Annotated in this window: 18 protein-coding genes; 12 read left to right on the forward strand and 6 right to left on the reverse strand. The window is 53.5% G+C overall.

Going from position 1 to position 18,736, the window contains the following annotated elements; translation table 11 throughout:
* Nucleotides 1–4 precede the first annotated feature (4 nt).
* The 10 genes from RHM61_RS15635 (at nt 5) to bamC (ending at nt 11,053) form a co-directional block, all read left to right on the forward strand.
* The gene (locus RHM61_RS15635) at nt 5–493 is read left to right on the forward strand and encodes a CvpA family protein (protein WP_322248221.1); all 489 of its coding nucleotides are present in this window, start codon (nt 5–7) and stop codon (nt 491–493) included.
* Between the two features lie 22 nt (nt 494–515).
* Nucleotides 516–2,036 carry an amidophosphoribosyltransferase gene (purF, locus tag RHM61_RS15640; protein ID WP_322248222.1) on the forward strand — a complete coding sequence of 507 codons (1,521 nt, stop codon included), beginning with the start codon at nt 516–518 and terminating at the stop codon, nt 2,034–2,036.
* Nucleotides 2,037–2,713: 677 nt separating this feature from the next.
* Nucleotides 2,714–4,972, forward strand: coding sequence for a TonB-dependent receptor plug domain-containing protein (locus RHM61_RS15645; protein WP_322248223.1), 2,259 nt, complete (start codon nt 2,714–2,716; stop codon nt 4,970–4,972).
* 107 nt (nt 4,973–5,079) lie between these two features.
* Nucleotides 5,080–5,934, forward strand: a complete 855-nt coding sequence (locus RHM61_RS15650) for a 3',5'-nucleoside bisphosphate phosphatase (protein WP_322248224.1) — start codon at nt 5,080–5,082, stop codon at nt 5,932–5,934.
* Between the two features lie 63 nt (nt 5,935–5,997).
* Nucleotides 5,998–6,873 (forward strand): protease HtpX, encoded by an 876-nt coding sequence (gene htpX / locus RHM61_RS15655; RefSeq protein WP_322248225.1) that lies wholly within the window; start codon nt 5,998–6,000, stop codon nt 6,871–6,873.
* 53 nt (nt 6,874–6,926) lie between these two features.
* Nucleotides 6,927–7,550 (forward strand): L-threonylcarbamoyladenylate synthase, encoded by a 624-nt coding sequence (locus RHM61_RS15660; protein ID WP_322248226.1) that lies wholly within the window; start codon nt 6,927–6,929, stop codon nt 7,548–7,550.
* A gap of 54 nt (nt 7,551–7,604) precedes the next feature.
* A complete protein-coding gene (locus RHM61_RS15665; protein ID WP_322248227.1) occupies nt 7,605–8,267 on the forward strand; it encodes a site-2 protease family protein in 663 nt (220 codons plus the stop codon).
* Between the two features lie 4 nt (nt 8,268–8,271).
* On the forward strand, nt 8,272–8,835 hold the full coding sequence (locus RHM61_RS15670; protein WP_322248228.1) for a methyltransferase domain-containing protein: 564 nt from the start codon (nt 8,272–8,274) through the stop codon (nt 8,833–8,835).
* 90 nt (nt 8,836–8,925) lie between these two features.
* The gene (gene dapA, locus RHM61_RS15675) at nt 8,926–9,810 is read left to right on the forward strand and encodes a 4-hydroxy-tetrahydrodipicolinate synthase (protein WP_322248229.1); all 885 of its coding nucleotides are present in this window, start codon (nt 8,926–8,928) and stop codon (nt 9,808–9,810) included.
* Between the two features lie 79 nt (nt 9,811–9,889).
* On the forward strand, nt 9,890–11,053 hold the full coding sequence (gene bamC, locus RHM61_RS15680; RefSeq protein ID WP_322248230.1) for an outer membrane protein assembly factor BamC: 1,164 nt from the start codon (nt 9,890–9,892) through the stop codon (nt 11,051–11,053).
* Between the two features lie 60 nt (nt 11,054–11,113).
* Here the strand turns inward: bamC and murI are convergent, their stop codons facing one another.
* The 3 genes from murI to RHM61_RS15695 are packed head-to-tail and all read right to left on the reverse strand — an operon-like array spanning nt 11,114 to nt 14,112.
* Nucleotides 11,114–11,953 carry a glutamate racemase gene (gene murI / locus RHM61_RS15685; RefSeq protein ID WP_322248231.1) on the reverse strand — a complete coding sequence of 280 codons (840 nt, stop codon included), beginning with the start codon at nt 11,951–11,953 and terminating at the stop codon, nt 11,114–11,116.
* The gene (locus RHM61_RS15690; RefSeq protein ID WP_322248232.1) at nt 11,953–13,476 is read right to left on the reverse strand and encodes a fumarate hydratase; all 1,524 of its coding nucleotides are present in this window, start codon (nt 13,474–13,476) and stop codon (nt 11,953–11,955) included. The genes murI and RHM61_RS15690 overlap by 1 nt, the downstream gene beginning before the upstream one ends.
* A 36-nt stretch (nt 13,477–13,512) precedes the next feature.
* Nucleotides 13,513–14,112: a YqhA family protein gene (locus RHM61_RS15695; RefSeq protein ID WP_322248233.1), complete on the reverse strand. Its 600-nt coding sequence runs from the start codon at nt 14,110–14,112 to the stop codon at nt 13,513–13,515.
* Nucleotides 14,113–14,452: 340 nt separating this feature from the next.
* Between RHM61_RS15695 and acs the strand changes: the two genes are divergently transcribed.
* The gene (acs, locus tag RHM61_RS15700) at nt 14,453–16,447 is read left to right on the forward strand and encodes an acetate--CoA ligase (protein ID WP_322248234.1); all 1,995 of its coding nucleotides are present in this window, start codon (nt 14,453–14,455) and stop codon (nt 16,445–16,447) included.
* A gap of 56 nt (nt 16,448–16,503) precedes the next feature.
* On the opposite strand, the gene RHM61_RS15705 is transcribed toward acs, so the two are convergent.
* Genes RHM61_RS15705 through RHM61_RS15715 form a run of 3 tightly spaced genes read right to left on the reverse strand, consistent with a single transcriptional unit; the run spans nt 16,504 to nt 17,898 of the window.
* Nucleotides 16,504–17,157: a response regulator transcription factor gene (locus tag RHM61_RS15705; RefSeq protein ID WP_322248235.1), complete on the reverse strand. Its 654-nt coding sequence runs from the start codon at nt 17,155–17,157 to the stop codon at nt 16,504–16,506.
* Nucleotides 17,154–17,450 carry a hypothetical protein gene (locus RHM61_RS15710; protein ID WP_322248236.1) on the reverse strand — a complete coding sequence of 99 codons (297 nt, stop codon included), beginning with the start codon at nt 17,448–17,450 and terminating at the stop codon, nt 17,154–17,156. Before RHM61_RS15710 ends, RHM61_RS15705 begins: the two co-directional genes overlap by 4 nt.
* Before the next feature lie 25 nt (nt 17,451–17,475).
* Nucleotides 17,476–17,898: an Hsp20/alpha crystallin family protein gene (locus RHM61_RS15715; protein ID WP_322248237.1), complete on the reverse strand. Its 423-nt coding sequence runs from the start codon at nt 17,896–17,898 to the stop codon at nt 17,476–17,478.
* Between the two features lie 217 nt (nt 17,899–18,115).
* Between RHM61_RS15715 and RHM61_RS15720 the strand changes: the two genes are divergently transcribed.
* Complete coding sequence (locus RHM61_RS15720) at nt 18,116–18,589, forward strand: hypothetical protein (RefSeq protein ID WP_322248238.1); 474 nt, start codon at nt 18,116–18,118, stop codon at nt 18,587–18,589.
* Nucleotides 18,590–18,736: the final 147 nt, after the last annotated feature.

Here is an 18,736-nt window from a genome sequence, read left to right on the forward strand (position 1 = left end):
TGCTGTGACGCTGTTCGATTATATCGTTCTGCTGATCTTACTGTGTTCGGTAGTGATCAGCACGATGCGCGGCTTGATCAAAGAAATCCTCTCTCTGGTGAGTTGGATTGTTGCCTTTGTACTGGCCAATGCTTACAGCGAACTGGTGTCGGCCTGGCTGCCGGCCGTGTTTCCAGGGCAGATCGTGCGCTTGATCGTGGCCTTTCTGGCGCTGTTCATCGGCGTGCGCTTGCTCATGGCGCTGGTGATGCGCGCCGTTGACGCCATCATTAAGGCCAGTGGCATGTCTTTGGCCGACAGCGGTTTGGGTGGAATATTTGGACTGGCACGCGGCTGCGTGCTGGTATTGGCGGCGGTATTGGTGTGCGGAATGACCGCCATACCGCAGCAAGCCTTTTGGAAGAATGCTCTCTTGAGTCCCCTGGCGGAAACCGCGGCACAAACAGTGATCCCGTTTTTGCCAGCGTCGATTTCCGGCCACGTCCGGTTTTAATTTGTCTTTTTAGGAGTCCACCATGTGTGGCATCGTCGGTGTAGTTTCAAAAAATCCCGTCAATCAGTTGCTGTATGACGCCTTGCTGCTATTGCAGCATCGCGGTCAAGATGCGGCCGGTATCGCCACCAATCATGGCAATAAATTTGCCATGCACAAGGCCAATGGCTTGGTGCGTGACGTGTTCCGTACTCGTAATATGCGTTCTTTGCCCGGTAATATAGGCATAGGCCAGGTGCGTTATCCCACCGCCGGTTCGACCAGTGAAGAAGAAGCGCAGCCATTTTATGTCAATGCGCCATTCGGTATTGTGTTGGCCCATAACGGCAACCTGACCAATGCCGTTGAACTGAAAATCGAACTGTTTAAAAACGATAGACGTCACCTCAATACCGATTCTGACTCGGAAGTCTTGCTCAATATTCTTGCGCATCAAATCCAGGAAGTCACCAGCGGTTATTCGCTCGATCCTGATGCCTTGTTTCACGCCGTCTCCATGTTGCATCGTCGCGTGCGTGGTTCGTATGCGGTGGTAGCGACCATCGCCGGCTACGGTTTGCTGGCTTTCCGCGACCCCTTCGGCATTCGCCCTCTGTGCATAGGCATCGCCGAAACCGATAGCGGTACCGAATACATGATTGCCAGCGAATCGGTGGCACTCGAAGGTTTGGGTTTCAAATTCCTGCGCGATGTTGAGCCGGGCGAAGCCTTGTTCATCGATCTCGACGGCAACCTCTACAGTCAGCAATGCGCCGATAATCCTACGCTCAATCCCTGCGCATTTGAATATGTCTATTTGGCCCGTCCCGATTCCATCATCGATGGTGCTTCAGTCTATCTGACGCGTTTGAAAATGGGTGAATACCTGGCCGAAAAAGTGCGCCAACAATTCAGCAGCGGTGAGATCGACGTGGTCATGCCGATTCCCGATTCCTCGCGCCCGTCGGCGATGGAATTGGCGTTGAAACTTAATCTCGATTATCGCGAAGGTTTCATTAAGAATCGCTATATCGGTCGTACCTTCATGATGCCGGGTCAAGCCGTGCGAACGAAATCGGTGCGTCAGAAATTGAATGCCATCAGTTCTGAATTCAAAGGTAAGAGTGTGTTGCTGGTCGATGACTCCATCGTGCGCGGTACCACCAGCCGCGAAATCGTACAGATGGCACGCGAATCGGGCGCGAAGCGCGTGATTTTTGCTTCGGCCGCACCACCGGTACAATTTCCTAACGTGTACGGTATCGACATGCCGACGCGCAGTGAATTAATCGCCTACGGTCGTTCCGAGCAAGAAGTCTGCCGCGAAATTACTGCCGACGCCTTGGTTTATCAAGATGTTGCATCAATGAAACGCTCGATTTCGGACGTCAATCCGGCTTTGCGCAGCATTGAAGCCTCGTGCTTTGACGGTCATTACGTGACCGGTGACGTGACGGCTGCCTACCTCGATCGATTGGAAGCGGCACGCAATAATCCACGCGCCGAACCGGAAGACTTACTGCGTTCGCAATTGAACCTCAATTTAGCAGCTCGCGGCGACTAAAGCTGCTGCTGTAAATGTGAATACCAACCCGCCGGTGTGTCAGGCGGGTTTTTTTGTTTGCAATCTTGATCAAAAATCTGACTAGGGTTTGAAACCCCGGCCAAAAGAGGCTGTCGCAAAAGGGTAGTGAGTCGGTATCATTACCCCAACTGGTGGCCACGTCATTCCTGCGCGCTTTTGGCAGGAGCCCAGCGGCGTTCGTGGTTAACTGAAAATGCCAGAAATTGTGGCATTTTCAGTGTAAAAAACGACGCTGGGTTCCCGCCAAAAGCATGCGGGAATGACGAGGCTGTGGCATGCGGGAATGACGAGGCTGTGGCATGCGGGAATGACGAGGTATGCGGTGTTTCAGGTGTGAAAAACGTCCATCAGGCTTTTGCGACAGCCTCTTCAGAATCAGCGCGCTTTTGCGCGGGAACCTGGTGGCGTTCGTGCTTAAAGAATTGGCCGGTGAGCGACGAAGGCGCGACGCGATGGGAGGAGATACAAACCCCTGCCAGAGTCTGTTCCATCGTCGCTTGCGACGATCCATTAAGTTGTTTGTGTGCTGCACTTGTTTCATTTCCATACAAAACTGTTGCATCCTGAACTTTGCCTCGGCGATGGATGTCTCTACAATGGTGTAGTGCACAAAAATTGTCAAAAACACTAATATTTACTTTTTAATACTGATACTTATGCCTATTTCCTCCCGATTTTCTCCTGTGTTCATCGCGGTATTGGCTGTGACGATGTCGGGCGTAGATGCGCAGGTACTGACACCAGCCGAAAACAAGCGGAGCGACAGCGTCGGTAGTGAGTTTAAGCCGCTTAAAAAAACCCCGCCGGTCGAAATTGAGGCAGTGCAGAAAGTGGTCATCGATGGCGGGCGTAATGAAGACGATGTTCGCCGCCAGTCGACTGCGGCCAAAATGATTTTCGGCCGTGAAGAACTCGATCGCAATGGTGATACCAATCTTGCTGATGTGCTCAAACGCTTGCCGGGTGTGAGTATCGGTGGGCGCGCCGGGCGCGGTGGCGATATTCGTATGCGCGGCATGGGCAATGGTTATACCCAGATTTTGATCAACGGCGAGCGCGCCCCGCGTGGCTTTTCCATGGATAGTCTCACGCCTGACCAAGTGGAGCGGATCGAGATCATTCGCGGTGCCGTGGCAGAATTCAGTGCGCAAGCAATCGCCGGCACGATCAATATTGTTTTGCGTGAAGAATACAAACAAAAGAATACCGACCTGAAACTCTCACTGGCTGCCGAGCAAGATCGGCTCGCGCCGAATGTCTCACTCACGTATCCCGGTGAAATCGGCAGCCTCAGCTACACCCTCAGTGCTTCGCTGTTCCAGAATCGGCAAGCCGATACCGGCACTACCGACTCGCACGAGACCGGCAGCGACGGGGCGACCACACTGATTCAAAAGGAAAGCGACCAAAGCCGACGCCGTAGCAGCGGTGGTAATTTTACCCCGCGTTTCAAATACACTTTCAGTAATGGCGACGCCTTGACAGTACAACCATTCCTGATGAGCTCACGCAGTAACTCGGATGGCAGCAGTCAGGTCGATCAAATTTATCGTTCCCCGAGCTTGGTGACCCTGCCACCGTATGCGTTTGCCGCCAACAGCGGCAGTACCGAGTCGACGTTTTTCCGTCTTTTCGGTGATTGGCAGCATAAGTTCGATGACAATGGCAAGTTGGTGGTGAAGTTCGGCGGCGGCTATGGTCAAAACGACTCGGCTTCACTGAGTAATCAGTATGATGGGGCCGGTAAGCTGCAAAATGTGGTCAGCGTGAATAATCACACGCGCGATCAAAGCCTGAAAAATGGCGGCAAGTACAGCTTGCCGATTGGTTCTGGGCAAACCTTTGCCGCCGGTTGGGATGCCGAAATAGGGCGCCGTACCGAGAGCAGTATTTCACTCAATAATGGCCGGCCGCAATTCGACGATTCCGGCGATGATCTGAGTGCCAGCACGCGCCGCTTGGCACTGTTCGTGCAAGATGAATTTGATATTAATGCACAATTCTCCGCCTATGCCGGTTTGCGCTGGGAAGGCATTGCCACCACCAGCAGCTTATCCAATGGCCAGGCGATCGATAATCGCAGTCGGGTCTTGAGTCCGATCTTACACGGCGTCTGGCGCTTGTCCGAGGCCAGCAAAGATCAGATACGCTTGAGCTACGCCACCACTTACCGTGCACCGACACTCAATGATTTGATTGCCGTTCCAAGTATTTCCAATCTCAATAGTCCGACTCGGCCCGATCGCACCGGTAATCCTCTGCTGAAACCGGAACTATCGAAAGGCATAGATTTAGCATTTGAGCATTATCTGACGCGATCGGGTTTGATCAGCGCCAACCTGTTTGTGCGCCAGATCGATGATCTGATGCGTCGCACCACGCAATTGGTGGCTAGCGCCAGCGGTCCGCGCTGGGTGTCGACCCCGCTCAATATCGGATCGGCCACCACCAAAGGCATAGAGTTGGAAGCGAAATTTCAGTTGCAAGAGTTTTTCCCAGAAGGGCCGGCGATTGATGTGCGCAGTAATTACAGCCGTTTCTGGTCGAATGTCGATGATATTCCCGGTCCGAACAATAAAATCGACCAGCAGCCGGGGCAATTGGCCAACTTCGGGCTCGATTACCGGCCACGCGGCCTGCCGCTGACCGTCGGGGCTAACCTGAACTGGACGCCGGCCTATCAAACCCAAAGCAGTTTGACACAACTCAGCAGCACCGGTCGCAAACGCCAACTCGACGTATATGGTTTATGGCGCATCTCACCGTCGCTGCAAGTGCGGCTGTCGGCCAATAATTTACGCCCCGATGAGGCGGTGAGTAGCAGTGAAGTCAATCTCGGCGGCATTGATCACCTCGATAATGTGTTTTCGCAGACTTATACTACTTACAATTTACGAGTGGAAATGAAATTGTAAGTCTCCCTCGATAGGGTAAATTTTGCAGTGCAACACACGACGGCCGGCAGGAGTACAATAGCGACAGCGATTTTGCTATCGAACTGGCGCATCTTGCCCTTATGTCTATGTCTGCTCTCGCTCTTAATGTCGATTTTCACAGTCATTCCACTATTTCCGATGGCGTCTTGACGCCGGCTGCCTTAGCGGCCCGCGCTGCCGCCAACGGTGTCGCGGTGTGGGCCTTGACCGATCATGATGAAGTCAGCGGTGTCGCTGCCGCGCGCGCTGCGGCTGCTGAGCTGGGTATGGGGTTTGTGGCGGGGGTGGAAATTTCCATTACTTGGGCCGCGAGCACGATTCATATTGTCGGCCTCGGTATCGATGAAACCAATCCGGCCCTGTTGCAGGGCTTGTTACGCACCCGTTCCGGCCGCGAACAACGGGCGCGCGAAATGGCCGCCGATTTGGCGGCGCGCGCCGGCATCGATGGCGTATACGAAGGTGCGCTGAAATACGTTGGCAACCCCGACTTGATCTCACGTTCGCATTTCGCCCGTTACCTGACCGAGATCGGTGCCTGTGCTTCGGTTTCCGAAGTCTTTAAAAAATATTTAAGTGAAGGTAAGCCTGGTTATGTGCCGCACCGCTGGGCCAGCCTCAGTGACGCCCTCAGTTGGATACAGGGTGCCGGCGGCGTTGCCGTGGTGGCGCATCCTGGTCGCTATGATTTGAGCGAGGTCGCGCGCGATTGCTTTTTCCGTGAATTCCGCGCACTCGGTGGCAGTGCCATAGAAACCGTGACTGGCAGTCATAGCGTCGATCAATACGAAGAATATACCCGGATTGCCAATCAATATGGCTTTCTGGTGTCGCGCGGTTCAGACTTTCATTCGCCGGATGACGCCGAAGTCGATATCGGGCGCTTGCCGGCCATGCCTAAATTATCCAAACCAGTATGGCAAGATTGGTTCTCCGCTTGAAATCAGCTTGACCGCCCATATCTTCATGCCAGTCTATTTATTTTCCCCAACCGGAGAAATCGCATGAAACGTATCGTCTTATTTCTACTGACCAATCTGGCTGTGATGGTGGTGATGTCGGTGGTCTTGTCCGTATTGGGCGTGAACCGCTTTTTGACCGCCAATGGTTTGCAATTGGGAACGCTGCTGGCGTTCTCGCTGGTGGTTGGCTTTACCGGTGCCTTCTTCTCTTTGTTGATCAGTAAGCCTATGGCGAAATGGTCGACTGGCGCACGCGTAATCAGCGCGCCGAGCTCCTCAACGGAATTGTGGCTAGTCAATACCGTGCGCAACTTGTCTGAACGCGCCGGTATACAAATGCCCGAAGTTGCGGTCTACGATGGTGAGGCCAATGCCTTTGCCACCGGTGCCTTTAAAAATTCCGCCTTGGTTGCCGTTTCGACGGGTTTGCTTGAGAGCATGACCAAGGAAGAAGTGGAAGCCGTACTCGGCCATGAAATCGCCCATATTGCTAACGGTGACATGGTGACGATGACTTTGATACAAGGCGTAGTCAATACTTTCGTGGTATTTTTAGCTCGCGTAGTTGGCTACTTGGTCGATAAAACTTTTTTCCGCAACAATGACAGTGATCGCCCTGGCATTGGTTACATGATCACCGTGTTTGTCTGTGAAATCGTGTTCGGTATCGCCGCCTCGATGATCGTTGCCTGGTTTTCGCGCCAGCGCGAATTCCGCGCCGATGCCGGTTCGGCGCGCTTGCTTGGTAACCGCTTGCCGATGATCCATGCGCTCGCGCGCTTGGGTGGTATGGCACCGGGCGAATTGCCAAAATCGATGGCTGCCGCCGGTATCAGTGATAAACCGGGTTGGAGCGCCTTGTTTTCTTCGCATCCACCGATGGAGCAACGTATCGCTGCATTGCAAAATTTGAAATAATCCTGTTTTTTCACCCTCAGGCGGCGGCTCTGGCTGTCGCCTTGATTCATTTTATGAGCCAATTCTTTCAAATCCATCCTGAGAATCCGCAACTGCGTTTGATCAAACAAGCGGTGCAAATCATTGGTTCCGGCGGCATTGTCGCCGTCCCCACCGATTCTTGCTACGCGCTGGTGTGCCACCTCGACGATAAAGATGCCGTGATGCGTATGCGAAAGATTCGCGGAGTTGATGATAAGCATCACCTGACTTTATTGTGCCGCGACTTATCCGAGATTGCCTTGTATGCCAAGGTTGATAATCGCCAGTATCGCTTGCTCAAGGCCGCCACGCCGGGACCCTACACCATGATTCTGGAAGCGACCAAGGAAGTGCCGCGCCGCTTGAGTCATCCCTCGCGCAAAACGATAGGCTTGCGCGTGCCGCAAAACCTCATTACTCAGGCTTTACTGGCAGAATTAGGGCAACCCTTATTGGCCACCACACTGATCTTGCCGGATCAAGACGAGCCCTTGACCGATGCCGAGCTGATTCGCGCCGAGTTGGAAAAGCGCATAGAACTCATCATCGACGGCGGAGCCTGCAGTCTGGTGCCAACCACGGTGGTCGATCTGAGTGGCGAGACGCCGCAATTGTTACGTCAAGGAAGCGGCGACGTGGCAGTATTTGGCATATGATGAGGCGCACGCAGAGCACACAGCCCTGCAATTGACTTTTTTTAGAAAATCTCCATGAATGATTTAATCCAGACAGTGCTGGTCTATGCCTTGCCGGTGATTTTTGCCATTACCTTGCACGAGGCTGCGCACGGCTATGCGGCCAAACATTTCGGCGATACGACCGCACAAAGTCAAGGGCGACTCAGTCTCAACCCGCTCGTGCATATCGATCCTATCGGCACCATTGTTGTTCCGGTAGTCTTGTACTTGGCCAGCGGCGGGGCTTTTTTGGTCGGTTATGCCAAGCCAGTGCCGGTCAATTTCGGGCATCTGAAAAATCCTAAACGCGACATGGCGTGGGTTGCTTTGGCCGGCCCGGCGGCCAACTTCGTCATGGCATTTTTCTGGTTGCTGTTCGGCATCGTGCTGCAATCGATGCAATTGAGTGAGCCGTATTTTTACAAAATGGCCGAAGCCGGCGTCTTGACCAATTTAGCCCTGTTGGCGTTTAACTTATTTCCTATCCCGCCGCTCGATGGCGGCCGCATCGTCGTCAGTTTGTTGCCCTACAAAATGGCTTACCAATTTGCGCGCATCGAGCCGTATGGCTTTTTCATCTTGCTTGGTTTCATGTTTTTGCACTTGCTGCAATTTTGGATGACGCCACTGATGGTCCTCAGTAACTTGCTGCTGCAATTGCTGGCCTCACCCTTACGTATGTTGCTGGGCGTGTGAAGTCTTGCTGATCAATCCGACAGTGGCTGCGCCGGCGGCTTGGGTGCTGCGCTTCTTACCGCTGCTGCCGGCTGGCTTGGTGCTCGATCTGGCCTGCGGCAGTGGACGGCATACCCGCTGCTTACTCGAGCGTGGTCATGCCGTGCTGGCCTTGGATCGCGATGTTGCCGTGCTCTCAGCGTTGCAGCTCGCTGGTGCGCGGACCATGCAGCATGATCTCGAAGCCGGTGGGCTGGATTGGCCATTCGCTGCCAAGCAATTTGCTGCCATCGTCGTCAGTAATTATCTACATCGGCCCTTGTTTCCGCTGCTGCTCGATAGCTTGCAGGAGGGCGGAGTGTTGATTTATCAAACTTTCGCCATAGGCAACGCGGCCTTCGGCAAGCCCTCGAATCCTGATTTCTTATTGCATCAGGGTGAATTATTGGCACATCTGGCAGCCGATTCTTCCATGCAGGTGATCGCCTACGAACACGGTTACGTGAGTACGCCGAAGCCGGCTGTGGTGCAGCGTATTTGCGCGCGCAAGGGCGGGGATGGGGCGCGACCATCGGCTTTATGTTCATAGTGCAAGTTTGCCGTGCTAAGCATGCTAATAGCACCCCAGAGTTGCTGTCTATCCGCTACAATCGAGGTTTTACTTTTTTAACGCACTAACATGACAAACATACAGGGTAGTCTGGTTGCTATTGTGACCCCTATGCACGCCGATGGCAGTCTTGATTTGCCTTGCTTGCGTAAATTAATCGACTGGCATATTGCCGAAGGCACCGATGGGATCGTGATAGTCGGTACCACCGGCGAGTCGCCGACCGTGTCGGTCGAAGAGCATTGTGAACTCATTCGTGTGGCAGTCGAACATGCCGCCAAGCGCGTGCCGATTATCGCCGGTTCCGGTGGTAATTCGACCGCCGAAGCGATCGCGCTGACCAAGTTCGCCAAACAAGCGGGTGCCGATGCCTCGCTGCAAGTTGTGCCTTACTACAACCGTCCTACTCAGGAAGGCATGTACCAGCACTTCAAAGCCATCGCGCAAGCGGTCGACCTGCCGATTATTCTGTATAACGTGCCGGGACGTACCGTGGCCGATATGGCGAATGAAACCATCGTTCGCTTGGCGCAAATTCCTGGCATTATTGGTGTCAAAGATGCCACCGGCAATATCGCCCGCGGCATCGAATTGCTCAGCCTGGTGCCGGCTGGTTTTGCCGTGTATTCCGGTGATGATGCCACGGCTATGGCCTTGATGTTCTGCGGTGGTCAAGGCAATATTTCCGTCACGGCCAATGTCGCACCACGCGCCATGCACGAATTGTGTGTCGCGGCGATGGCTGGCGATACTGCCAAGGCAATTGCTATTAATAATTCTGTTTTATCCTTGCACAGCAAGTTGTTCATCGAACCTAATCCTTTGCCGGTAAAATGGGCGCTGCAGGAAATGGGTTTGATCCCGTCAGGCTTGCGTTTACCCTTGGTGACGATGGCTGAGCAATATCACGCAACAGTACGCACAGCTTTGCGCGAAGCAGGTATATTAAAATAAGTATCAGCTTGATGCGCCGGCCGGGCCGGCGCACCGCTCCACGTTTTTTCATTGATAACAAATTGGTAGGGACTTTCACATGGCAAAAAGCTTTGTTGCTAAAAACGGCATCATCGGTGTTCTCGCGATCGCGGGACTGAGTGCATGCAGCTCGGTTGGTAATTTGATAGAGCCCAATAAAATCGATTACAAAAGTGCAGCCAAGGCGACCTCTATTTCATTGGATGTTCCCCCTGATTTGACGCAAATCGCGCGCGACAACCGGTTTGCCGTGCCTGATGCAAATAAAAGCAGCGCGACGGCGTCGGGCTACAATCTTGAAAAAGGCAACAAGGTCAGTGTCAGCAGTGCCGTGGTCGCGCCGACTAAAGTCAATGACATGCGTATCGTCCGTTCGGGTTCCGAGCGCTGGTTAGTGGTCAAGCAAACGCCGGAAGCCTTGTGGCCGCAGCTGAAAGATTTTTGGCAAGAACTTGGTTTCCTGGTCAATGTTGAAAATCAGCAAACCGGTGTAATGGAAACCGATTGGGCCGAAAATCGTGCCAAAATCCCACAAGATTTGTTACGTAATACTCTGGGTAAGGTGCTCGATTCGCTGTATTCTACCGGCGAGCGCGATAAATTTCGCACCCGTCTTGAGCGCGGTGAAAACGGCGAAGTTGAAATTTACATCAGCCATCGCGGTGCCGAAGAAGTCTTGACCGGCCCGGCCAAAGACGGTTCGGCCTGGACGCCACGTGCGCCTGATCCAGGGCTGGAAGCAGAATTCTTGGCGCGTCTGATGGCGCGTTTGTCCAGCGACGGCGTCGCATCGCCGTTGGCACCGGCAGCAGTGACAGCGGTCGAACTCAAACCGCATTCGAAGCTGATCAAAACGGCTGACGCCAGTCAAGTTGAAGTCGATGAAGGTTTCGACCGCGCTTGGCGTCGCGTTGGCTTGGCACTCGATCGCGTCGGTTTCACGGTAGAAGATCGCGATCGTTCGCAGGGCTTGTATTTCGTCCGCTACATCGATCAAGATATCGAAGCCAAAACCAAGGGTGCCGGTGATGGTTTCTTCTCCAAACTGTTCTCAAGCAATTCCGACGAAGCGTCTAAAAATGCGCAGAAATATCGCGTCTCGGTCAAAAATGCAGCCAACGGCGAGAGCAGTGTCGTTACCGTACTCAATAACGACGGTAAAGTCGACCGTTCTGTGGTGGCTGAAAAGATCTTGAAATTACTCAACGATCAATTGAAATAAACGATTGTTTGTGGCGAAAAAAAACACGGCCGTGGCCGTGTTTTTTTTCGCCTTGTGCTCCTAGCTCATACCTAAATTCAGCGGCGCAACACGAACCTCAGGGGCAGCGATTTTCAATAAGCGTAGCAAGGCTTGCTCGAATGCTTGGCAGTCTGCGCTGGTATACGCGCGCAGCGGTGCTGTCGGGGGGGGCTTGGTAGCGGCGAGACCAGTTTGTTGTAGTAATCGTTGCAATTGTAAGGCGACTGCCAGACCGGTATCGACCAAGCTGAGGGCAGGGTAGCGCTGACTGGCTATGATGTCATTGATGAGCGTAGTGGCGAACGGGTAGTGGGTGCAGCCGAGCACCAAGGTATCGATGCCTGCAGCCAGTAGCGGCGCCAGATGCGCGCTCAGCAGGGCGCGGGTGGTGGCGGTATGTAGCTGATCTTGCTCGATCATTTCTACCAGGCCGACGCCGGCGCGCAGTTCGAAGCTGACGCCGGAGCTAAGTAATGCTTGTTGCAGATTTTTAAACTTTTCGCTGTGTAAGGTGGCACTGGTCGCCAGCACACCGACGCGTTTATTTTTGCTCAACAAGGCGGCCGGTTTCAAGCCCGGTTCGATGCCGACAATGATTAAGTCCGGGTAGCGCTGGCGTAACACGGTAATCGCCGCTGCCGTGGCAGTATTGCATGCCACGACCAAGGCTTTGATTGCATGACGCTGGAAAAACTCGGCGATCAACAGGCAGCGCGCAGTGATTTGCGCCGCGGTTTTTTCGCCATACGGGGCAAAGGCCGAATCGGCTACATACAGCAGCGTTTCATACGGCAGGGTGCTGCGCACATGCTGCAGCACCGACAAGCCACCGACGCCGGAATCGAAGATGCCTACCGGCGCCGTTGGCTGCTGCTGCATCAGGCTGGATTGAGTGCAATGATGCCGATTTTCGCTTGCCATTCGCGCGGGCCGGTATTGTGTACCGAGGTGCCGTTGGCATCGACCGCTACCGTCACTGGCATGTCGACAACATCAAATTCGTAAATCGCTTCCATGCCGAGATCGGCAAAGCCGACTACGGTAGCCGACTTGATCGCTTTCGATACCAAGTAGGCGGCACCACCGACAGCCATCAGATAGGCAGATTGGTGGCGCTTGATCGATTCGATCGCAACTGGGCCGCGTTCGGCCTTGCCTATCATGGAAATGAGACCGGTTTGCTCGAGCATCATGTCGGTGAATTTATCCATGCGGGTAGCTGTGGTTGGGCCGGCTGGGCCGACCGCTTCATCGCGCACCGGATCGACCGGGCCGACATAGTAAATCACGCGGTTGGTGAAATCGACCGGCAAGCTTTCGCCTTTGGCCAGCATTTCTTGAATACGCTTGTGGGCAGCATCGCGACCGGTCAGCATTTTCCCGTTCAACAGCAAAGTCTGGCCAGGTTTCCATGACGCCACTTCAGCCTTGGTCAAGTTGTTGAGATCAACGCGTTGGGATTTTTCTGTATCGGGCAGCCAATGCACATCAGGCCAGTCGGATAATTTCGGTGGTTCAATATACGTCGGGCCGGAACCATCAAGCACGAAATGTGCGTGGCGGGTGGCGGCGCAATTTGGAATCATCGCGACCGGTTTCGAAGCCGCGTGGGTCGGGTACATATTGATCTTGACGTCGAGCACAGTGGTCAAACCACCCAGGCCTTGGGCACCGATGCCCAAGGCATTCACCTTGTCGCACAATTCTATGCGTAATTCTTCGGTCTTGTTGCGTGGGCCACGTTGTTTGAGTTCATACATGTCGATGTCATCCATCAAGGATTCTTTCGCCATCAGCATGGCTTTTTCGGCTGTGCCGCCTATGCCTATGCCGAGCATGCCCGGTGGACACCAGCCGGCACCCATGGTCGGCACGGTTTTCATGACCCAGTCGATCAAAGAATCGGATGGGTTGAGCATGACGAACTTGCTTTTGTTTTCAGAGCCACCACCCTTGGCCGCTACTTTGACATCGACGGTATTGCCTGGAACTAATTCCATGTGCACCACGGCCGGGGTATTGTCTTGTGTATTTTTACGATCAAACAGCGGGTCGGCAACGATCGATGCGCGCAGTTTATTGTCGGCATTGTTATACGCTTGGCGTACGCCTTCATTGACGGCGTCGGTGATGGAGCCGGTAAAACCTTCGAAACGTACACCCATGCCGATTTTCAGGAAGACATTGACGATGCCGGTATCTTGGCAAATCGGACGACGGCCCTCAGCACACATGCGCGAATTGGTGAGAATCTGGGCAATCGCATCTTTCGCCGCCGGGCTTTGCTCACTCTCATAGGCGCGTGCCAGATGGGCGATATAATCGGCCGGGTGGTAATAGCTGATGTATTGCAGCGCTGCTGCTACGGATTCGATCAGGTCGTCTCGTTTGATGACTGTCATGATTTGGCTCTTGGCTGGTGAAATGAAAAAAGGGGCTCAGTGCTGATTGGCTAATAACTGGGTCTTGGTCATGATCTGATCGCAATACGCAATCGCCAGTGCTGACAGCAAGAAGGCAATATGGATGCCGGTTTGGGCCAGTACGACATGTGGTTCATAGTTGCCGGCATTGATGAAGGTTTTCAGCAGATGGATAGAAGAAATGCCGATGATGGCCATGGCCAGTTTGACCTTCAGCACAGAGGCATTGACATGGGACAGCCATTCCGGTTGATCGGGATGATTGTCCAAGCCGAGTCGGGATACGAAAGTTTCGTAGCCACCAATGATGACCATGATCAGCAGATTGGAAATCATGACCACGTCGATCAAGCCCAGCACAACCAGCATGATGGTGGTTTCGGTCAGTTTGCTTGGGCGTACATTTCCATTCGCGACCGCATCGAGAATATGCTGTAGTGCAGCTTCGTTGCCGAGCGCGGCGCCGATCAGATCGGTCAACTCGACCCAGAAGTGAAATACATACACACATTGGGCGAGGATGAGACCTAAATACAGTGGCACCTGCAGCCAGCGGCTGAAAAAAATGATGTTGGAGAGCGGTGAAAGTTTTGGTGGAGTCGGATTGGTGGGCATGGATAAGGTGCGTGATGAATCACGACGACGAATGCTGAAAACCAGTATTTTACATCTGCAGCACCATGTCGTGTGGCCTGGCATGCCGACGATTGGCATAGAATGCTGAAATTGGGCTGGAGAAATGCGGAAAAATTGCGGCTGCTCCGCTTGCATTTGCCTTGTGGCATGCCGTCCACAAGGCCGATACGAGCGTAAGCCTAGAGTAAGTCTGTCCGATTAAGCTGATTTCATCAGATCGATCGATGAGGCCTGTCGTCAGTAGACGATGTGCAGAGAACGGGACTCATCGTGTTTCGACAGTCTTAATTTTTTACACTATAACAAGTTGGAGACCAGCATGACCGACCTCACCGCGGCACACTCTGAAATAAAAGCCGAATCGCGCGTTTTTCCGCCTCCGGCAGCATTTGCCGCACAGGCGACAATTTCCGGTATGGATGCTTACCATGCCATGTGCAACGCGGCAGAGGCCGATTACACCGGTTTCTGGGGCAAGCTGGCACGTGAGAACTTGCACTGGCATAAGCCGTTTGAAACCGTGCTCGATGAAAGTCAGGCACCGTTTTACAAATGGTTCGAAGATGGCTTGCTCAACGTTTCGTATAATTGTCTCGACGTGAACCTGCAAAACGGCAATGCTGACAAAGTTGCGGTGATTTTTGAAACCGATGGCGGCGAAGTCACACGCACTACTTATCAAGAATTGCACCGTCGCGTTTGCGAATTTGCCAATGGCTTGAAATCGCTCGGCATCGTCAAAGGCGATCGCGTGGTAATTTACATGCCGATGTCGGTGGAAGGCGTCATTGCCATGCAAGCTTGCGCCCGTATCGGTGCCACCCATTCCGTCGTGTTCGGTGGTTTTTCCGCGAAATCGCTGCAGGAACGCATCGTCGACGTCGGTGCCGTGGCCGTGCTTACTGCTGATCAACAAGTTCGCGGTGGTAAGCATTTGCCGCTCAAAGCCATTGTCGATGAAGCGCTGGCCCTTGGCGATTGCGAAAAAGTTAGAAATGTTATCGTTTATCAACGCACCGGTGGTGCCGTGACAATGACGGCCGGCCGCGATCTGTGGATGCACGAATTGGTCGCCACCCAATCGGCGGTCTGTGAGCCGGAATGGGTCAGTGCCGAACATCCGCTGTTCATCCTCTATACCTCAGGTTCGACCGGCAAACCGAAAGGTGTGCAGCATTCATCGGGCGGCTATTTGCTGTGGGCGATATTGACGATGAAGTGGACCTTTGACATCAAACCAGCCGATGTTTTCTGGTGTACCGCCGATATCGGCTGGGTCACTGGTCACACTTACATCACTTACGGCCCCTTGGCAGTCGGCGCGACCGAAATCATTTTCGAAGGCATTCCGACTTTCCCCAACGCCGGCCGGTTCTGGAGCATGATAGAAAAGCATCAGGTCAGCATTTTCTACACGGCACCAACGGCAATTCGCTCGCTGATCAAGGCGGCCGATGCCGATGCTGCGATTCATCCCGATCGCTACGATCTGTCTTCCTTGCGCCTGCTGGGCTCAGTCGGTGAACCGATCAATCCGGAAGCCTGGATGTGGTATCACAAGCATATTGGTCGCGATAACTGTCCTATCGTCGATACCTTCTGGCAAACCGAAACCGGCGGTCATATGATGACACCCTTGCCGGGCGCGACACCATTGGTGCCGGGTTCCTGTACCTTGCCTTTGCCGGGTATCATGGCAGCCATCGTCGATGAAACCGGTCATGATTTACCGAACGGTCAGGGTGGTATTTTAGTGATCAAGCGGCCATGGCCAGCGATGATCAGAACAATCTGGGGCGATCCTGAACGCTTCAAGAAAAGTTATTTCCCGGAAGAATATGGTGGCACCTTGTATCTGGCCGGCGATGGTGCCATCCGTAATAAAGATACCGCTTATTTCACCATCACCGGGCGTATCGATGACGTGCTTAACGTGTCCGGTCATCGTATGGGTACAATGGAAATCGAATCGGCGCTGGTGGCCCATCCATTGGTAGCTGAAGCGGCCGTGGTCGGTCGGCCCGACGATACCACCGGTGAAGCGATTTGTGCCTTTGTTGTACTCAAGCGTAGCCGTCCTATCGGCGAAGAAGCCAAGCAAATTGCGGCGGAATTGCGCAATTGGGTAGCCAAAGAAATCGGACCGATTGCCAAGCCAAAAGAAATTCGTTTCGGTGATAATTTGCCGAAAACACGTTCAGGTAAGATCATGCGCCGTCTACTGCGCGTGCTGGCTAAGGGGGAAGAAATCACGCAAGATATTTCGACGCTTGAAAATCCGGCGATACTCGAGCAGCTCAAGCAGGCGCAATAAGCCGGCCGTCTGCGGTTTACCTGAAACAGCCGCTGCTCGGTTCCGCAGCGGCTGTTTCATATGTGCGTCAAACCACGGCGTATCGCATATTTGGTCAACTCGGCAACCGAATGGATGTCGAGTTTACCCATAATATTGCGGCGGTGAACTTCAACGGTGCTGATGGCAATATGTAACTCACTACCGATCTCGGGAGAACTTTTTCCTTGGCAAATCAGGCGCAGTACTTCACGCTCACGTTTTCCCAAATGTCCTTCCGGGACGTGATTGAGCAAGCTCGATTCGTCGGCACAGGCCAAGGCGACCATCATGGCCGCCGATTCCGGACAAAGATAGACATGGCCTTGCGCCACGCTGGCGATGGCGCGCCTCAATTGTTCGCTGGCAGCCGATTTGACCACATAGGCCAGCGCGCCGGCGCTCATCATCTCGACGATAAATTGTTTGTAGCCAAACGCCGACAGTGCTACCACACCGGTATGCGGTGCCAGACGTAAAATCTTTCGAGTGGCATCGATCCCATTCATATTCGGCATGCTGACATCCATCACCACCACGTCAGGTTGCAACTGCGTGATGACTTCTTCGATGCGACTGCCATCGCCTAACTCGCCGACGACCTCCAAGCCGGTTTCTTTGCTGAGCATGAAGCCTAAGGCTTCGCGCAGCATGGTGTGATCATCGACTAATAACACGCGGGTGCGGCTCATGCGGCGGCTCCAGTTTGGCTCGCCGTGGCGAGCGGGATCGTCAGCGTAGCCGTGGTGCCGTGGCCAAGTTGGCTGGCTACGCTCAGTTGCGCACCGAGAATGTCGAGACGTTCGTAGATGCTGATGAGGCCAAGTCGTTGGCGGCAGTCGGCCGGTAGACGATACGCTGCCGCCAGTTGATATGCTGGAAGTAAATCATTCTTTCCAATAAAAATACCAATTCGCTGAAACCAGAGTGTAGCGGTTTCAAGCGCCAGCACGCTGTAGGAATATTCTGAAAATGTCGCCTTCATACCGGCCCCAAAAAATCATGCTGCTTCAGCGAATATCTACGCGTCTTTGCTCGGTGCTTTGTTTTTTCGGTAATTGCAAACGCAAGACAGCTGCATCGAAACTTGCCTCAGCACGCGTGTCGTCGAGGTCTTGACTCAGATAGAGCGTGCGCGTTAACATGCCGTGGCAACGCTCGCGCCGCACCGCGCGGCCATCAGCATCGCTGCTGTTCTGGTCAGCCTTGATCTCAGCGTGAATGTGTACCTGGTTGCCACAGACGCGGATATCGATATCCTCCTTGTTTACTCCTGGCAAATCGGCGCAGACCACGAAGCGGTCGGCAAGTTCGTCAACATCAAGACGGATATCAAGTGGTTCCAGATCAAGCCAGTTTCGGTTGAACAGAGTTTTGAGCAAGCTGTCGAAAGGCAGCGATAAAGGGGATCCATAATTTGGTAAACGATGCATGATGAAAACCTCGCACAAGTATCAGAGTGGAAAAAATCGCGAACACGCAGGCTATGTGTGCCCTCAGGTTCGTGTGCCACAGCATGGTATGCGCATGAAGCGCGGCCAAACACTGTGCTTGACGAATAATGATTTTTGCGTGCAGCGAGTTTGATCTTTCGCATAAAATCTATTTTTTGAAATACCAAACTGATGAAGGTGAGCCGGCGATATAACGATGGGAAATTTAAAAACTTGTATTTGTTTTTTATTATTGTGCAGTGCCTTGTGCGGGTCGGTGCAGGCCCAAGCCCAAGCCGATTTGTTTCGTATCGATTTTTATTGCGACGCGATGCCGTTTGAGTGCCTGACCGGTGGTGTCGGTGCGGAAGAGCGCGCTGCCATACAGGCACAAGCGAACCGCTATAGCCTGAGGCTGGTGACGGTAGCACGCCAGAGCGGCTGGTACTTGGCGGGGGTGGAAATCACGCTGGAGGCTTTGCATCTCGGCGCGCGACCGGTCCATTTGCTGACGCAAGTGATGGCCGGGCCTTTACTCTATCTTGCTTTGCCTCCCGGGCAATATGCGATCACTGCGCGCTACCGCGGCGACAACGGCATCCTGCAAGAGCAACGTACGCTTACCCAACTACGCAGCGTCGATGAGCATCGTCAATTGTTATTGTATTTTATTGAGGCAGACCAGAACTGAAGAATTATTCTCAGATGTGCGCGTAAAACCTCGGCGTTCAGAAGCTGTCGCAAAAGGGTTTTCAGTCGGCATCATTACCCCAACTGGCAGACACGCCATTCCCGCGCGCTTTTGGCGGGAACCTGACGGCGTTCGTGGTTAACTGAA

The sequence above is a fragment of the Undibacterium sp. CCC3.4 genome (assembly GCF_034347425.1).
Classification (GTDB): Bacteria; Pseudomonadota; Gammaproteobacteria; order Burkholderiales; family Burkholderiaceae_D; genus Undibacterium.

Excerpts from the sequence above, each read along its gene's own strand:
- RHM61_RS15660 (WP_322248226.1), top strand. The coding sequence starts at position 6,927 with ATGAGCCAATTCTTTCAAATCCATCCTGAGAATCCGCAACTGCGTTTG.
- RHM61_RS15665 (WP_322248227.1), top strand. The coding sequence starts at position 7,605 with ATGAATGATTTAATCCAGACAGTGCTGGTCTATGCCTTGCCGGTGATT.
- RHM61_RS15650 (WP_322248224.1), top strand. The coding sequence starts at position 5,080 with ATGTCTGCTCTCGCTCTTAATGTCGATTTTCACAGTCATTCCACTATT.
- dapA (WP_322248229.1), top strand. The coding sequence starts at position 8,926 with ATGACAAACATACAGGGTAGTCTGGTTGCTATTGTGACCCCTATGCAC.
- bamC (WP_322248230.1), top strand. The coding sequence starts at position 9,890 with ATGGCAAAAAGCTTTGTTGCTAAAAACGGCATCATCGGTGTTCTCGCG.
- RHM61_RS15695 (WP_322248233.1), bottom strand. The coding sequence starts at position 14,112 with ATGCCCACCAATCCGACTCCACCAAAACTTTCACCGCTCTCCAACATC.
- acs (WP_322248234.1), top strand. The coding sequence starts at position 14,453 with ATGACCGACCTCACCGCGGCACACTCTGAAATAAAAGCCGAATCGCGC.
- murI (WP_322248231.1), bottom strand. The coding sequence starts at position 11,953 with ATGCAGCAGCAGCCAACGGCGCCGGTAGGCATCTTCGATTCCGGCGTC.
- RHM61_RS15715 (WP_322248237.1), bottom strand. The coding sequence starts at position 17,898 with ATGCATCGTTTACCAAATTATGGATCCCCTTTATCGCTGCCTTTCGAC.
- RHM61_RS15705 (WP_322248235.1), bottom strand. The coding sequence starts at position 17,157 with ATGAGCCGCACCCGCGTGTTATTAGTCGATGATCACACCATGCTGCGC.
- RHM61_RS15645 (WP_322248223.1), top strand. The coding sequence starts at position 2,714 with ATGCCTATTTCCTCCCGATTTTCTCCTGTGTTCATCGCGGTATTGGCT.
- htpX (WP_322248225.1), top strand. The coding sequence starts at position 5,998 with ATGAAACGTATCGTCTTATTTCTACTGACCAATCTGGCTGTGATGGTG.
- RHM61_RS15690 (WP_322248232.1), bottom strand. The coding sequence starts at position 13,476 with ATGACAGTCATCAAACGAGACGACCTGATCGAATCCGTAGCAGCAGCG.
- RHM61_RS15710 (WP_322248236.1), bottom strand. The coding sequence starts at position 17,450 with ATGAAGGCGACATTTTCAGAATATTCCTACAGCGTGCTGGCGCTTGAA.
- RHM61_RS15720 (WP_322248238.1), top strand. The coding sequence starts at position 18,116 with ATGGGAAATTTAAAAACTTGTATTTGTTTTTTATTATTGTGCAGTGCC.
- purF (WP_322248222.1), top strand. The coding sequence starts at position 516 with ATGTGTGGCATCGTCGGTGTAGTTTCAAAAAATCCCGTCAATCAGTTG.